The organism is Streptomyces sp. NPDC058665 (genome assembly GCF_042714995.1).
Classification (GTDB): Bacteria; Actinomycetota; Actinomycetes; order Streptomycetales; family Streptomycetaceae; genus Streptomyces.
This window is the reverse complement of sequence record NZ_JBHXRX010000027.1, coordinates 64367-79398: the sequence shown is the minus strand read 5'-3', so window position 1 is coordinate 79398 and position 15032 is coordinate 64367. Positions and strand designations below refer to the sequence as shown.

13 protein-coding genes and 1 pseudogene are annotated in these 15032 nt (G+C 68.6%); 7 read left to right on the top strand and 7 right to left on the bottom strand.

What is annotated here, in order from left to right; genetic code table 11:
- Positions 1 to 150: 150 nt before the first annotated feature.
- A pseudogene (locus ACFWV8_RS19575) lies at positions 151 to 822 on the top strand (HAD family hydrolase); the annotation flags it as partial.
- A gap of 377 nt (positions 823 to 1199) precedes the next feature.
- The gene (locus ACFWV8_RS19570) at positions 1200 to 1538 is read left to right on the top strand and encodes a YciI family protein (RefSeq protein ID WP_384203529.1); all 339 of its coding nucleotides are present in this window, start codon (positions 1200 to 1202) and stop codon (positions 1536 to 1538) included.
- Between the two features lie 81 nt (positions 1539 to 1619).
- On the opposite strand, the gene ACFWV8_RS19565 is transcribed toward ACFWV8_RS19570, so the two are convergent.
- A complete protein-coding gene (locus ACFWV8_RS19565; RefSeq protein ID WP_384203451.1) occupies positions 1620 to 2300 on the bottom strand; it encodes a FadR/GntR family transcriptional regulator in 681 nt (226 codons plus the stop codon).
- Positions 2301 to 2523: 223 nt separating this feature from the next.
- Here ACFWV8_RS19565 and ACFWV8_RS19560 point away from each other — a divergent pair, with 223 nt between their 5' ends.
- The 4 genes from ACFWV8_RS19560 to ACFWV8_RS19545 are packed head-to-tail and all read left to right on the top strand — an operon-like array spanning position 2524 to position 5805.
- A complete protein-coding gene (locus ACFWV8_RS19560; RefSeq protein WP_384203448.1) occupies positions 2524 to 3054 on the top strand; it encodes a flavin reductase family protein in 531 nt (176 codons plus the stop codon).
- A gap of 29 nt (positions 3055 to 3083) precedes the next feature.
- Complete coding sequence (locus tag ACFWV8_RS19555; protein WP_384203446.1) at positions 3084 to 3953, top strand: acyl-CoA dehydrogenase family protein; 870 nt, start codon at positions 3084 to 3086, stop codon at positions 3951 to 3953.
- A gap of 38 nt (positions 3954 to 3991) precedes the next feature.
- A complete protein-coding gene (locus ACFWV8_RS19550) occupies positions 3992 to 4837 on the top strand; it encodes a fumarylacetoacetate hydrolase family protein (protein ID WP_384203444.1) in 846 nt (281 codons plus the stop codon).
- A 47-nt stretch (positions 4838 to 4884) separates the two neighbouring features.
- Positions 4885 to 5805, top strand: a complete 921-nt coding sequence (locus ACFWV8_RS19545; RefSeq protein WP_384203441.1) for a VOC family protein — start codon at positions 4885 to 4887, stop codon at positions 5803 to 5805.
- A 73-nt stretch (positions 5806 to 5878) separates the two neighbouring features.
- Here the strand turns inward: ACFWV8_RS19545 and ACFWV8_RS19540 are convergent, their stop codons facing one another.
- From ACFWV8_RS19540 to ACFWV8_RS19515, 6 genes are all read right to left on the bottom strand, one after another.
- A complete protein-coding gene (locus ACFWV8_RS19540; protein WP_384203438.1) occupies positions 5879 to 6682 on the bottom strand; it encodes an IclR family transcriptional regulator in 804 nt (267 codons plus the stop codon).
- A 280-nt stretch (positions 6683 to 6962) separates the two neighbouring features.
- On the bottom strand, positions 6963 to 7802 hold the full coding sequence (locus ACFWV8_RS19535; RefSeq protein WP_384203435.1) for a carbohydrate ABC transporter permease: 840 nt from the start codon (positions 7800 to 7802) through the stop codon (positions 6963 to 6965).
- Positions 7792 to 8745, bottom strand: a complete 954-nt coding sequence (locus tag ACFWV8_RS19530; RefSeq protein ID WP_384203433.1) for a carbohydrate ABC transporter permease — start codon at positions 8743 to 8745, stop codon at positions 7792 to 7794. The genes ACFWV8_RS19535 and ACFWV8_RS19530 overlap by 11 nt, the downstream gene beginning before the upstream one ends.
- A gap of 7 nt (positions 8746 to 8752) precedes the next feature.
- Positions 8753 to 10021 carry an ABC transporter substrate-binding protein gene (locus ACFWV8_RS19525; protein WP_384203430.1) on the bottom strand — a complete coding sequence of 423 codons (1269 nt, stop codon included), beginning with the start codon at positions 10019 to 10021 and terminating at the stop codon, positions 8753 to 8755.
- Positions 10022 to 10036: 15 nt separating this feature from the next.
- Entirely contained in the window at positions 10037 to 11632 is a 1596-nt protein-coding gene (locus tag ACFWV8_RS19520) for an FAD-dependent oxidoreductase (protein ID WP_384203427.1), read from the bottom strand.
- Positions 11633 to 11729: 97 nt separating this feature from the next.
- Complete coding sequence (locus tag ACFWV8_RS19515) at positions 11730 to 12755, bottom strand: LacI family DNA-binding transcriptional regulator (RefSeq protein WP_384203424.1); 1026 nt, start codon at positions 12753 to 12755, stop codon at positions 11730 to 11732.
- A 231-nt stretch (positions 12756 to 12986) separates the two neighbouring features.
- Between ACFWV8_RS19515 and ACFWV8_RS19510 the strand changes: the two genes are divergently transcribed.
- On the top strand, positions 12987 to 14849 hold the full coding sequence (locus ACFWV8_RS19510) for a hypothetical protein (RefSeq protein ID WP_384203422.1): 1863 nt from the start codon (positions 12987 to 12989) through the stop codon (positions 14847 to 14849).
- Positions 14850 to 15032 lie beyond the last annotated feature (183 nt).

The following is a 15032-nucleotide window of genomic DNA, read 5'->3' as shown; positions in this document are numbered from 1 at the left end:
GGATGGGCCGAGAGAAACCTTTCTCCCTCATGTGCGCCCTCCGGGAACCGATCCCGCCCCCGGAACCGGCGGTCGACGCGACGACCGTGCCCGACGGCACGGTGCTCGGCGTTCTGCCCTCTGCGGGCACTGCGGAACGGAACAACTCCCATGACCTCTGAACGCGTCCTCTCCTGGACCCCATCGGCCATCGTCTTCGACTGCGACGGCACCCTCATGGACACCGAGAAGCACTGGCAGAACGCGAGGGAACGCGCGCTCGGCGAGTACGGCTTCACTCCCGCCCCGGGCTTCGCGGACCGGGTCAAGGGGCTGCACTACACACAGTGCGGCCGGCTCATGGCCGAGGAGGCCGAACGGCCCGACCTCGCCCCGGACCTGACCAGCAGTCTGCTCCGGATCTTCCGGGACCTGGTCGCCGAGAACCCCGTGACCATGCCCGGAGCCCGTGAACTGGTCATGTCCGCGGCCACGTTCGCTCCGCTGGCCGTGGCCAGCAACTGCCCGCGCGAGGTCGTCGAGTCCTGCCTGGACACGGCCCGGCTGCGTGGCTACTTCGGCCACATCGTGGTCCCCGACACCGGAATCCGGCCCAAACCCGCGCCCGACGTCTACCTGACCGCCGCACGCCGCTGCGGGGCGCACCCGGCCGACACTCTCGCCGTCGAGGACTCACGGTGCGGTGTCGAAGCCGCGTCGCGAGCCGGCATGCGGGTACTCGGCGTCGGCCCCTGGCCCGGTGAACGGACCACGGCGATGGTCGACCTGTGGGTCACCTCGCTCGCCGAACCGGACCTCTCACGATGGGCCACCGCACGCATCCCCCGGCAGGCCGCACGCTCAAGCCTTCCCCGGGCGGCGAAGAACGCCCACCCGAGTGCGCCGGACGCGGAGCCTGAGACCTCCACCAGACCCGGGACGGCCACATCCCGGCAGACCGAAGCGTAGGGACAGCGCCTGCTCGCCGGCACTCTCCTGGAGCGGATCGCGGTCTGCCCCGGCACCGGCTCCCCGGCCTCGCCCCCGCGAGCCTCCGCCATCGTCCTGCATCGCACAACATCTGTCTCGATTTGCAGGATGCGGCTATAGTCCTGTCCTCCGAGAGAGGTACTGGCCTGCCGCCGCTGCTCGGCCGGCGGGGCCGGGCCACCTCGGTTTCGATTTTTCGGACTGAACTGGGAGGCACAGGCATGTGATACCTGACTCTGCACCGCTGGAGCGGCGACCGAGAACGTGCGGTCAAGGAGGCCCTCGGCGATCACCTGGCATGGATGCACCAGCGGCAGCTCACGGGCCAGGTGCTGATAGCCGGGCCCAGCCCCGACCGGGAAGTGGGCATTATCGTCGTGGGCCGTATGCCCGGGCCGGCCGTCGACGAGCTCTTCCTCAACGAGCCCTTCGTCGCCGGCGGATTCCGGGAGTACGAGGTCATTCCCTGGGAGGTGCACCATCTGCTGGGCATCGGGGGCTTCTCCGTCCCAGCGGTCACCGCGATGCTCGCCGACGAACAGGCCTGGTCCGCACCGCAGGTCACCTGACCGACTTGGGAGGCCAGCGGTCCTTCTATGCAAGACCAGTGCAGTCAGACGCGCCTCTTGACCGCCGGCGTCACCCCTTCCTCACTCTTCGCCGACGGCCGTGCTCGTGTCGTGCTCGGCCACAAGCCGTACGAGGGTCTCCTCGTCCCGCTTGTCGAGAGCGTCGACCATCGCGGCATGCAGCCGCCAGCGGTCGCGGATGTGTTCCGCGAGTGAAACGCCGGCCTGCGGCCGGACAGCCAGGGCATGACGCTCGACCAGCTCCAGGAGAGCCACATAGAGCGAACACAGGAGGGAGTTCGAAGTGATGTCGGCAACCCTGGCGTGCAGCCGCCAGTTGGCCCGTACGAACTCGTCCGCGTCACCTGCGGACGCCGCCGCGGCCATGCCCTCCAGACACACCCGGAGGTCTTTGACGTCGGCCGGCGATGCGTGCCACAACGCGTCCTGCCACAGCAGCGGCTCAAGAGCGTTTCGGATGCGCAGCGCCTGCGCCACATCGCTTTGGGACGCGTCCAGAGCCAGAACGGAGTGGGCGAGCCGCGTCATCGGATTCTGCTCGGCGGCGAACAGGCCACCGCCCGGACCGCGCTGCACCGTCACCACTCCCCGGGTCCTGAGCAGGCGCAGCGTCTCGTTGAACGTTCCTACGGACACCCCGCAACGGGACCGGAGTTCGTCCTTCGTGCCCAGGCGCGTGCCGGGAGCGACGCGCGCGGCCAGTTCGGCCACGACGTCAGCCGCCGCCTCGGCACGGGACACACCCCCCGCCTGCCCCCACTCGGCGCGCCGCAGCGCCGGCGGATCGACTCCCCTGCCCGCGTCCGCACCTCCACGCCGAGCGCCTTCTCTCCGTGCCGCCACAGCCACTCCACCCTTCGACCGACTCCGGTAAATCATTATGACGAATACAGTCGCAGCTCTTGACGCTCCATGTAACCCGGATGCAGCATCACCGTAATCATTATGACGAATGGAGATCCTGATGGCTCCCTCCTTCGGTGAGCAGGCATTCCGCGATCTCATGGCCGGTGTCTGCGCTCCGGTCACGATCGTCACCGCCACGGCGGAGGATCTCCCCCTCGGCACGACGGTCAGTGCCTTCGCCTCGCTGTCACTGCGACCGCCCATGGTGACCGTGGCTCTCGACCGCGGGTCCAGGGTCCTGTCCCACATCACCGCCACCGGACGCTTCGGCGTGAACGTACTCGCCCTGGCCCAGGACGATCTCGCCCTTGGTTTCGCCCGCCGCGGGGCCGACCGTTTCTCGGGCGTGGACTGGCACTTCGACCACGGCCTTCCCCGGCTCGGCTCGGCCCCGGGATGGCTGGTGTGCGAGGTGACCGAAGCCGTGGAGGGCGGGGACCACCTGCTGGTCCTCGGCTCGGTCACCCACGTGAAGACGACACCCGCAGCACCGCTCGTCTACGGACACCGCACCTTCGGCACCCATTCCGCCTTCGCCGACCGCCCGCGCCGCACGATCCGCGAACACGTCGCGGCCTGCGCACGCTGATCCCTCCTCCCTCCAAGGCCCAGGACGACGTGTTCGGCGCCAACCCGGACGCACGGGTCACCGGAGTCCTCAGCCCGACCGCCACGGCGATCAAGGTCGAGGGCGGCTGGCGGGTATCGGGCCGCTGGTACTACAACTCGGGTTCCTCGCACTCCGACTGGGCCGTGCTCGGTGTCCCTCTCACGGACGAGAACGGCGCCGTGGTCGACCAGGGACTCGCGCTCGTGCCCCGCGGTGACCTCGCCCTGGAAGACACCTGGTTCGTCGCGGGTATGAAGGGCACCGCGAGCAACTGTTTGATCGCCGAGGACATCTTCGTGCCCGAGCACCGGGTCATGTCCGTGCCCGCCGCCATCGAGGGGCGGTATCCGACGGAGCACACGGACGAGGTCCTGCCCCGTTCCGCCTTCGTGCCCATCCTGGCCCTGGTCCTGGCCGGCCCCCAACTGGGGCTGGGCCGCGCGGCACTTGTCTACGCCACGGAGAAGGCCTCGCGCAAGCCGATCTCGTACACCTTCTACGAGACGCAGGCCGAATCGGTCGCCGTGCAGATGCAGATCGCCGAGGCGGCCCTGCGGATCGACACCGCCACGCTGCACGCACAACGCGCCGCGGCCGAGATCGACCAGGCCGCGCGGAACGGGGTGTACCTCGACTTCACCCAGCGCGCCCGGGTGCGCGCGGACGCCGGCTGGGCCACGCAGAACGTGCTGGAAGCGATCAACACCCTCGTCAGCGTGCACGGCGCCGGCTCCTTCGCCGACGTCAACCCCCTGCAGAGGATCTGGCGCGACGCCAACACCGCGGGCCGGCACGCGGTCGTCGCGCCGACGGTGGCGTTCGAGGTGTACGGGAAGGCCCTGCTCGGCATCGACGAGAAGATCACCCCCCTCGTGTGACCAGCCGCACGACACCCCCACCCGCAGAGGAGCAGCACGTGCGTACCGCCAATCTGTCCGGGCGTCTCGTCGTCATCACGGACGACGACACCGCCGTTGATGTCGAGCAGGCCAGTGACAGCCGGTTCGGTCCGGACCCCCAAGGTGTCTACGAGCACTGGACCGCCTTCCGTGCCTGGGCCTCGATCGCCGATCTGCCCGCGGGGCGGCCCTTCGCCGCCACGGACCTCGGCCCACCTGCCCCCGCCCCGCGTCAGGTGCTCGCTGTGGGACTCAACTACCGTGCGCATGCCGACGAGTCCGGCTTCGCGGCCCCGGACACCCTGCCGCCTGTGTTCACCAAGTACGTCTCCAGCATCACGGGCCCCGTCACCGAAGTGGGGCTCCCCGCGGGAGGCCACACGGACTGGGAGGTCGAACTCGTCGCCGTCATCGGCGAGTCGGCCCACGAAGTCAGTGAGGACGACGCCTGGTCGTACATCGCGGGCTTGACCGTGGGCCAGGACATCTCGGAGCGGATCACCCAACTCACCGGTCCGGCACCTCAGTTCGGTCTGGGCAAGTCCTTCCCCGGGTTCACCCCCATGGGGCCGTACCTGGTCACGCCAGACGCTCTGCCCGACCGCGACGACCTTGAACTGGGCTGTTCGATCAACGGCGAGGAGGTGCAGAAGGGCCGGACCGGGGACCTCATCTTCTCCCTGCCCGCGCTGGTGGCCCGGCTGTCGGCCGTCCTTCCCCTGCTGCCCGGTGACGTCATCTTCACCGGCACCCCCGCGGGTGTCGGAATGGGCCGGACTCCGCAGCGCTGGCTCGCCGACGGCGACGTTCTCGTGAGCCACGTCCAGGGTATCGGCGAGCTCCGACAGACCTTCCGTGCCTGAAGCCGGCTCACCCACGACCACCCCATTCCCGCGTTCAGGAGTTCACAATGGCCCTGCACCGTCTGTCCTCGGTCGTCATGGGTGTCCCCAACACCGCCCAGACCGCCGCCTACTACACCGCCTTCGGGCTCGCGCCCGAAGCTGACGGCTGGTTCGGCACCCGTGACGGAGGACACCAGCTCCGAGTCATCCACGCGCCCACACGCCGTCTCGTCGAGATCACTGTGGGCGTCGACTCCCCCGACGACCTCGCCACCGCCGCCGCCCGGCTGGACCGGCTCGGTGTCCCCGGCCGGCGGAACGCCGGCACCCTCACCGCTTACGAGAAAGTCACCGGCGTCCGCGCCGTCCTCAGGGTGGAACCCCGCGCCACCCAGCCCGAGACACCGCCCACTCCCTACAACGGTCCCGGTCGCGTCGAGCACGTCGGAACCCGGGCGCCCGCGGTGCTGCGCCAGAGCCCGGTCCGACCTCGGAAGCTGGGCCACGCGGTCCTGGGCACCACCGACTTCGAGGCCACCACCGGCTTCTTCCGTGACGGCCTCGGCTTCAAGGTGTCCGACCTGATGGGTGACATCGGCGCCTTCCTGCGCTGTTCCACCGACCACCACAACATCCTCGTACTCGCCGCGCCGGTGGCGTTCCTGCACCACACCTCCTGGCAGGTCGACGACGTGGACGAGGTCGGCCGCGGTGCCGCGGCCATGCTGGAGGACCATCCCGAGCGCCACGTCTGGGGCCTGGGCCGGCACCACGCCGGTTCCAACTTCTTCTGGTACCTCAAGGACCCCGCCGGCAATTTCTCCGAGTACTACTCGGACCTGGACTGCATCGTCGACGACCAGCTGTGGAAGCCGGAGGTCTTCGAAGGCGCCAAGGGACTGTTCAACTGGGGGCCGCCCCCGCCCCCCTCGTTCATCAAGCCCGACGACCTGGCCGGGCTGATGACCGGCTCACACAGCGCCTGACTCGCTCAGGGACGCGTTCCTGACCCAGGAGTTCCAGAGCACGCCGACGCTCCACCCGGACAGCCGGTCCTCGTCAGTCTCCGACGACCGCCAGTTGACCACTGATGAGTTCAGCCGTGCGGCGGACCGCATCGACCACCTCGTCGAGGCGACGATCCGGAACCCGGTGCTCCAGAGCGGCGATGCTCAGCGCGGCCACCACGTCCCCGGACAATCCGCGTACCGGGGCGGCGATACCGAGGATGTCGACGTCGAGTTCGCCTCGGCTGACGGTGAATCCGTCCTGCCGGATCTGAACCAGCCGCTCCATGAGATCGTCGACATTCGTCATCGTTCGTGCGGTGAATCGCTGCAGTCTCTGAGCTTCCAGCATCTCGCGGCACTCCTGCTCGGGCAGCCAGGCGAGCAGCGCCAGAGCGGAGGCCCCGGCGTTGGCGGGGAGCACACTGCCGCGTTCGTACGAGATCCTCACCGGATATTCCGCCTCGCATCGCTCCACGCAGACGGCGGCGCCTCCGGCACGGCGAGTCAGCAGGACCGTCTCGCCAACCTCGGTGCACAGCTCCCGCATCAGGGGCAGGGCGATCTCCGACAGCCCGTACCCCCGACGGGCCACGCGCGCCAGTTCCAGGACACGCAGGCCGAGCCGGAACCCGCCCCGGGGGTCCTCTTCCAGGAAACCGCTGCCGACCAGGCTCTGGAGATAGCGGTAGGCGGTCGAGCGCGCCGTTCCCAGAGCGGTCGCCACCTCCTGGCCGGAGAGGGACGGCTTGTTCTCCGAGAACAGTCCGAGAATGTCCAGCGCCCGGTCCGCGGTCGAGTTCCGTTCCCGGTACTGACCTACCGGAGTAACCCTTTCCGAACTACGTCCTGTCATGCAGGACATCGTACGCGGGACTTCAGTCACTCAGCCGATCCCCATGCCACGCTCCCAGAGAGCGCTTCGGCGGCCTGGCACACGCCCTCGACGCCCCTGCGTCATTCCCGCGTCACGAGAAGCAGATCCTGAGATGCAGGCGGCCATGGACGGTTCTCCGGGCGGACTGCCCCAGCAGGCCGATCATCGACCAGCTTGCGGACAAGTGGTCGATGACGGTGATGGCACTGCTGGAGCGGCCCACCCGGTTCTTGAGCGCGACGGCGTGATTCGGCGCGGGTTACTTCAGACCCGTGTGCGCGAGCCCTTCCACGAACTGGCGCTGTGCGAAGACGAACACCGCGAGCACGGGCAGCGCGGTCAGCGAGGCCGCCGCCAGCTGGACGTTCCACATCGGCCCGCCGTACGCGTCCACGTACTGGGTGAGGGCCTGCGGCAGGGTGAACATCTCCGGGGTGGAGAGGAACACGATCGGTTCCAGGTAGAGGTTCCAACTGTGCAGGAACGTGAAGATGGCGACCGCCGCCAGCGCCGGGCGGGCCAGCGGCAGCGCGATCCGCCAGTAGATCGCGAAGCGCCCCAGACCGTCCATCCGTGCCGCCTCCTCCACCTCGTGCGGCAGGGCGATGAAGAACTGCCGCATGATGAAGGTCGCCAGAACGCTCGGCGCGCCGAAGATCGGCACGAGGACCAGCGGCCAGTGGGTGTCGATCATCCCCCAGTCGTGGAACATCTGGAACAGCGGGACGATCGTGACCTCGCTGGGGATCAGCAGACCGGTCAGGATCACCAGGAACAGCGCGTTCTGCCCGCGGAACTGGATACGCGCGAACGCGTACCCGGCCAGCGAGGCGACCGCCAGGGTCCCCAGGGTCACCACGATCGCGATGTACATACTGTTGAAGTACTGCTGACCGAACGGCTGAAGCTCGAAGACCCGGCTGTAGGCGCTGAGGCTCGGATCGTCCGGGAACAGCTTCGGCGGGAACGCGAAGACGTCGGCCGCCGGCTTCAGCGAGGACGTGGCCATCCACCAGGTGGGGAAGACGAACGGGACACACAGCACCAGCAGGATCCCGTACAGGACCAGTTTGGTCCTGGTGGACTTCTTACGATTCATGGAACACCCACTTCTTGCGCATCTGCCACTGCACGATGGTCAGCACCAGCACGATCAGGAACAGCAGGACCGACAGCGTGGCCCCGTAGCCGAAGTGGTGGAACTTGAAAGCCTGCTGGTAGAGGTAGTACACGAGCACCGTCGTGGAACCGCTGGGCCCGCCCTGCGTGAGGACCGCGATCTGCGCGAAGACCTGCAACGAGCCGACCACGGTGATGATGGAGGTCAGCAGGATCGTGGGGCTGATCAGCGGCACCGTGATCCGCCAGAACTGCCGCCACCGCCCCGCGCCGTCCACCGTCGCCGCCTCGTACAGCTCACGTGGCACGCCCTGGAGGGCGGCCAGGAACAGCACCATGTTCAGGCCGACGTTCTTGAAGCACTGCACGACGATCACCGACAGCATCGATGTGCCCTCGCTGCGCAGCCAGTTGGGCCCGTCGACCCCGATCAGGTCCAGGCCCGCGTTGATGCCGCCGTTCTTCTGGAGCAGAAAGCCCCAGACGATCGTCCACGCGACGAGCGAGACGACCACCGGCGAGAAGAACAGGGTGCGGAAGACGACACTGCCGCGCAGCTTCTGGTTGAGCAGGACGGCCAGCGCCAGCGCGAGGCTGAGGTTGAGCACCACCAGGCCGACGGAGAAGTACCCGGTGGCCCGCAGGACGCCCGGCAGTTTCGGGTCGTCGAACAGGTTCTCGTAGTTGTCCGTGCCGACTCCGTGGAACGTACCGGCCAGGACGTTCCACTCGTGGAAGCTGTACCAGACGACCAGGATCAGCGGGACGAGCACGAAGACGACGCTGCCGATGAGCTGCGGGGCGATGAACAGATAGCCGGCCAGGTGATCCCGGCGCCGGGAGGTCCAGAAGGACCTCCCGGCACGGGCACCGTCGTTGGCCGGTCCTGCCTCCGGGACACGGGGACGGTCATGGGTCTTCATGACGCCGTCACTGCTCCAGTTGCGGCTTGATGGCGTCGCAGACCCCGGTCAGAACCTTCTGTACATCGGCCTGCGGCTTCCACAGCGAGTCCAGCTCGGAGCGCACGGCCGCGTAGATCTCGGCCTGGCCGATGTGGACGGGCTTGACCTTGCCGTTCTTGATTCCCTCGATGACGACGTCGGAGAGCTGCTTCTCACTCAGCTTCGCGTTGCTCTTGGCGAGCGCGGCGGCGTTGAGCTGTGAGGAACGGGCCTGCGGGAAGTAAGCCCCGAGCTTCGCCGCGTTCGTCTTGTTCGTCATGAACGCGTGGAAGTCGTCCGCCGCTTCGGTGTGTTGGCCCTTGGCGAGCACCGCGATCCCCGCCTGGCCGGTCACGGCGTACTTGCCCTTCGGACCCTCGGGCAGCGGCACGAAGTCCCAGGCGAACTTGTCCGTGAGAAGGGACGCGCGACTCATCTGCGTCACCGTCATGGCGGACTCACCGGCGAAGAAGTCGGCGGTGGTGCCCGGAGCGAGCATCGCCTCGTCCTCGAAGATCGCCTCGTGCAGGCTGGTCATCGCCTGGACCATCTCCGGCTTGTCGAAGCCGCAGGTCTTCCCGTCGGCGGACCACGCCTCCGCGCCCCAGCCGTCCCAGTACGAGGCGAGGTTGTCCCACGCCTTGTAGTCGAAGTCGCGGATGACGATGCCGGTCTTGCCGGTCTTGCCGTTGACCGCCGCGCCCATCGCGGTGGCCTCGTCCCAGGTCCACTTGCCCTGCTTGATGAGGTCGGCCGGAGTGGGCTGACCGGCCTTCTTCAGCATGTCCGTGTTGACGAAGACACCGAAGGGCGAGGTGGAGAAGGGGTAGGCGTACAGCTTGCCGTCCTGCTGCCAGATCTCCTTGGCGGCGGGCAGGACGTCCGCGTCGTCCTTGACCTCCTTCAGCGCGCCGGAGGACACGAAGTCGGGCGCGGAGTTCTCGAAGATCCAGGCCAGGTCCGGCGACTTGCCGCCGGCTATCTGGGTGGTGAGGGTCTCGGTGTAGTTCTCGACCGGGAGGACGTCGAACTTGATCGACTTCACATCGGGGTTGGTCTTGCGGTACTCGGCGGCGATGCCGTCGAGGAGCTTCAGGTGTTCCGGAGCTCCTGACCACACGGTCATACGGAGGTTCACCGGCCCGTTGTCCGAGCCGGCGTTGTCACCACCGCCGCCACAGGCGGTCAGTACGAGGACCCCGGTGGTGGCGAGGGCGGCGAGGTTGATGGTGCGCTGCTGTCGTTGGGCGTTCATGCGGGTGTCTCCTGGTTAGTAACCGCTGATGTCGGGCCAGCGCAGTTCGACACCGTGAGCGGTGAGCAGGCGCTGGAAGGCTTCGAGCCGGTCCGGGGAGTTGCGTACGGCACGGGGGGTGAGCCCCTGTTCGACGCAGTGGGCCGCGAGGAGGCCGGCGACCTCGCCGATGTTCCATTCGACGGGGTGCAAGCGGTAGCAGCCGTTGGTGATGTGGGTGGTGCCGATGTTCTTGCCAGCGGGTATCAGGTTCTCCGTCCGCCGGGGGATCAGAGCCCCGAGGGGGATCTCGAACGGGCTGGAAGGTACGTCGATGTAGTTGTCACCTCCGGTGGAGGGATGGAGGTCGATGCGGTACATGCCGATGCCGACGGAATCGGCGTAGTTCACCGAGCCTTTGCCGCCCCGGACATCCAGGGACAGGTCCTGCTCGACAACCGTGTATTCGGCGCGGATACGACGGGACTCGCGGTGGTACGGCGCCTGCGCCAGCCCGTCCCGGCTGCCCGTGACGTCGCCGCGCAGACGCAGACCGGGGAAGCCGGTGCCTCCGTCGGCACGCGGGGCCTGGGTCTGCATCCAGTACAGAAGGGAGAACGAGAGCTCCTTGGCGGCGGCCAGATGCGCGTCCGCGTCGGGAACGTCGATGACCGGGCTCTCCAGGTAGTCGATCATCGGCCAGTTCACGAGGGTGATGTCACTGGCGTACGCGCCGGGGACGAAGTTGTCGCGGGCCGCGATCCGGCGGAACGTCCACAGGTTCATGTCGCCGCCGCTGATCCGCTGGTCGGCGATCACCTCCGCCGGATCGTCGCCCGGATTCGGCGTGAACCCGCGCTCGACCAGTTCCAGGGTCCGTGGGTGCGGAGCCTTCCAGGACAGCAGCGGGGCACCCCAGAAGGGCGGCTGGTAGCCGGCCCAGTGGGTGTAGTTCGCCGGGCGGTCGATGGTGTGGTCACCGTCGACGTGGTCCAGGGCGAAGCAGTAGGAGACGGCCTGCATGTTCGACGGCTGCGCGTTCTCCGGGGCGCTGGGCTCCCCGGTGTCGCCCCGCGCCTCGAAACCGGTGACGTACTCCGTGCCGGTCAGGGGCAGCAGTTCACCGGTCTCGGTGCCGTCGAGGACGTACGCGGCGGTGGCGGTCACCCGCTCACCCGTGTCGCGGTGCACGAGTGTCACGGCCTCCACCCGGTCCCCGTCGGTGTCGGCCGACACCGGCCGGTAGGGCTGCAGGACGGTGAGCCGGCCACTTCCCCGGTACGGGGCGAGCATCTCGTCGATCACCGCCACGGACACCCGGGGCTCGTGGCAGAGCCGACTGACCCAGCCCGCACCGGGGTTGAGGTCACGGCGGCCCCGGGCGGCGGCCGTGAGCGGGAAGTTGCGCCGGTAGTAGCCACGGATCCCCTCGCGCAATGCGCGGTAGGTGGCGGTGGCACCGAACTGCTCGATCCAGGTGTGCTCGTCCGGCGGCACGGCCTGACTGGTGAGCTGACCGCCCAGCCAGTCGTACTCCTCGGTGAGGATCACACTGCGGCCCGCGCGCAGCGCACCGAGCGCTGCGGCGACACCACCGGTGCCTCCGCCGACTACGAGAACATCCGCGTGCATGGGTCTCCTTGCATGAAAGGTTGTGCGATTTCTTCTGACCGGCGGGGCGCGCCGCTCGCTGTCGCCACGGGCCGGGGTCGCTCGTCGCGCCGGGGCGTCAGTTCACCGGCGCGACGAGGGTCTGCCCCTGCCTCTGTTCGCAGCCGAGCAGACGCTGGGTCGTGGCCGTACGACCGTGCAGGACGTCGACCAGCAGCTCCACCGCTTGCCGGCCGATCCGCGACCGGGGGATGTGGAAGCCGGTGAAGTCCAGGGGCGAGTCGACCGGGGTGGTCGCGTCGCCCAGGGTCATCACCGACAGGTCACGCGGCACCGACAGGCCCCGTGCCACCGCCGCCGCCGCGAGAGCGACGGCCTCGGCCTCCACCTCCACGAACACCGCGGTGACCCGGGCTTCGACCAGCCGGGCCACCCGCTCGTCCGGATCCGGTGTCTCGGCCATGAAGGACGGGGCTTCCGCGCCGGCCGCCCGCCGGAATCCCGACAGCCGGTCGGCGGAGGACTCCGCCCCGGTGCCCAGCCCCACGAACGCGAAGCGCCGGTGGCCAAGGCCCCGGGCCCGTTCCACGAGCCGTGCGGTCGCCTCCACGTAGTCGGCGCCCACATACGGCACCGGCCTCCCGTCCGCGTCGTCACGGCGGCCCACGCAGACGAACGGGTAGTCCTCCGCGACCAGGCGGCTGAGTTCCCCGGACGGGATCTCACGGCCCAGCAGTACACAACCGTCCGCGACCCGCAGCCGGTTGTTCTCGTGGAAGATCCGCCGCCGTCCGCCGGTCACCGGCGCCGAGGTGAACATCAGCAGATCCCAGCCGTAGTTCTCGGCGCTCTCCTCGATGCCCCGCAGGAACGGGAAGTAGAAGTCGGCGCTGGTGCTGGGAAAGACCGGTTCGTAGGTGAAGACACCCAGGATCTGGTTGAGCTGCATGAGCATCCGGCGGGCCAGCGGATCCGCCGCGTACCCGGTCTCCCGGATGACCCGCAGCACCCTGTCCCGGGTCGCGGGGGCGATCCGCGCCGCGGCGTCCCCGCGGTTGTTGAGCACGAGGGAGACCGTGGTCTGGCTGACCCCCGCACGCCGGGCGATGTCACGCTGAGTAAGCCTTCTTGGAGCCCTGCTCATAAGACACCGCCTCCCGTCAATAGCGTTAATACGCATTGCTTCGATCAGGTGAACGGAACTTAAGGGACCCCAAGCGACCCGTCAAGAGGTTCGACAAAGACCGTCGTGCCAGTAGTAATTCGTATTAGCGCCTTGACGGCGGCCTCAGGCCCGGGGAATGTGTTCGACCAGCCGAACGGTCACGCACCGTCGGTACCCTCTCCGCCTTCACTCACGTCCAGGAGACGCCCCATGAAGTACGGATCCCCTCTGTCACGCCGCGCGATCCTCACCGCAGCCGGGGCCGCTGGCCTCGCCGCCGCCCTGCCCGCCCCTCACGCCCTCGCCGCCGGTACCCTGCCGACCCTTCCGTCCCTGTCCCCGGGCGCACCCTCCCGGCGCGCCTTCGCCGCCGACGAACAGCTCTACGCCCCCTACCTGGTCAGCCTCGCCCCGATGGTCAACGACATTGAGGACAACGGCTTCATGGGCGGCGGCTGGTGGCGATCCCCCGCGGTCCCGTACAACGCGCGCGTCCAGGAGCACGTCTACACACTGGCCTGGTTCCTCACCAACAACCGCTCCTGGAACCCGTATCGCGGCAACTCCGCGCTCCTCGGGCGGCTGGACGCGGCACTCGGCCACTACCTCGGCCTCCAGCACTCCGACGGCTCATGGCCTGAGTACAACCCCGGCGAACACTCCCTCGCCGCGACCGGCTTCGCCCTCGGCTATCTGAGCAAGACCCATGTGCTGCTGAAGGACGCACGACTGCTGCCGACCCGCCGCACCCAGATCGCCCGCGCCCTGCACGGAGCGATGACCTGGCTCCTCAACCCGGCCAACACCAGTCCCTGGCGGACCCCGATCAGATACACCAACCAGGTCACCGCCGGACTGGCGGGAGCCGCGCTGGCGCTCAGAACCAACCCCGACGCGGCCCTGCGCGCCCAGTTGGACGACGCCTTCGCCCGCATGGCCAAGAACGGGCAGGGTCCGGCCGGCTTCTTCTACGAAGAGGGCGGCATGGACATGAACTACAACTTCGAGGTCATGCTGCCCGAGATGGCCGACGCCTGGCGGCAGTCGCACAACCGGCACCTGGTGACGATGACGCGGAAGTACACCGACTGGCTCGGCTACAACCTGCTGCGCGAACCCGACGGCTCCGGCTGGTTCTGCAACATCGCCCCCTCCAGCCGCACCAGCACCCTCGCCTACGACAACACCCGGCCCGACCCGGAACGCACCGCCCTCAACGCTCAGTTCGTCCCGTCGGTGGCCGCGCTGGGCGCGTTCATGTCCGCCAGGGAGGACCTCGCGTCCGCCCGCGCCTCCTGGGCCGCGGACACCTCGCCGGTGGCGGGACTGACCAAGCAGAACACCTCGCCGCGGATCCTCAGCCACGCGATCTACAAGGAGAGTTACCCCACCCGGGAGGCCAAGACCCGGGCGATCAAGGCCGTCCCGTATCTCGCCTCGAAGAACTTCACCGAACGCCGCACCGACCAGGGCCAGGACTTCCTCTACATCCGTCGCCCGGACGTCTACCTCGGTGCCTACCTCGGCACCCGGCCGACCAGCAGGGCCCGCACCGGCCTCAGCTTCCTGTGGCACCCGGTCGCCGGCACCGTCATCCAGTCCCTGAACGACAACAACCACGGCCTGTGGGCCACCGTCCTCCCCGGCCAGATACCGGACTCCAACGGCCACCAGGCCGGGCAGTTCTTCGGCGGCAGCCCCTACGCCTTCCGCTTCGGTACACCCAGCGGCTCGGTCGTCACCGACGTCAAGGTCAGCGACGGACTGGTGCAGCGCTCCGTCCGGGCCAGCTCGGAGGCGACCGAGACCGTGCCGCTGGTCCTCCAGGCGTCCGACCGCGTGGTGTTCACCGACGGCACCGCCCTGTCCTGGGGCGGCTCCGCCACGGCCACCGCGACCGGTATCGATCTGCACCGCCGCTCCGGTGTGGTCCAGATCCGCTGGGGCGCCGCCCGGCCCGCGAGCATCGCCGCCGCCTCCATCAAGTATCTGCGCGACGGCAGCAGGCGGATGCACATCCTGAAGGTCCCGCACGGCGGCTCGCTCGACGTCAGCATCCGGCTCGCCTACTGACAGGCCGACCGATGTCTCGCCGGCGACCGTGTGCCGGGTGACGCGTGGCGAGGGCTCCACACCACCGTTCCGGTGGTCTGGGGCCCTGCGTCTGCCGAAGCGGCTGCGTGGTGCCAGGAGAGTTGGTCCGCGTGCACTGTCCGGCTCCCCCGGAGGCACTGTCGTCGGGAGACATGCCGCGCG

What these genes read in the sequence shown, in the direction of transcription:
- ACFWV8_RS19545 (WP_384203441.1), top strand. Translation starts at nt 4,885, where the DNA reads ATGGCCCTGCACCGTCTGTCCTCGGTCGTCATGGGTGTCCCCAACACC.
- ACFWV8_RS19540 (WP_384203438.1), bottom strand. Translation starts at nt 6,682, where the DNA reads ATGACAGGACGTAGTTCGGAAAGGGTTACTCCGGTAGGTCAGTACCGG.
- ACFWV8_RS19520 (WP_384203427.1), bottom strand. Translation starts at nt 11,632, where the DNA reads ATGCACGCGGATGTTCTCGTAGTCGGCGGAGGCACCGGTGGTGTCGCC.
- ACFWV8_RS19515 (WP_384203424.1), bottom strand. Translation starts at nt 12,755, where the DNA reads ATGAGCAGGGCTCCAAGAAGGCTTACTCAGCGTGACATCGCCCGGCGT.
- ACFWV8_RS19525 (WP_384203430.1), bottom strand. Translation starts at nt 10,021, where the DNA reads ATGAACGCCCAACGACAGCAGCGCACCATCAACCTCGCCGCCCTCGCC.
- ACFWV8_RS19510 (WP_384203422.1), top strand. Translation starts at nt 12,987, where the DNA reads ATGAAGTACGGATCCCCTCTGTCACGCCGCGCGATCCTCACCGCAGCC.
- ACFWV8_RS19530 (WP_384203433.1), bottom strand. Translation starts at nt 8,745, where the DNA reads ATGAAGACCCATGACCGTCCCCGTGTCCCGGAGGCAGGACCGGCCAAC.
- ACFWV8_RS19560 (WP_384203448.1), top strand. Translation starts at nt 2,524, where the DNA reads ATGGCTCCCTCCTTCGGTGAGCAGGCATTCCGCGATCTCATGGCCGGT.
- ACFWV8_RS19535 (WP_384203435.1), bottom strand. Translation starts at nt 7,802, where the DNA reads ATGAATCGTAAGAAGTCCACCAGGACCAAACTGGTCCTGTACGGGATC.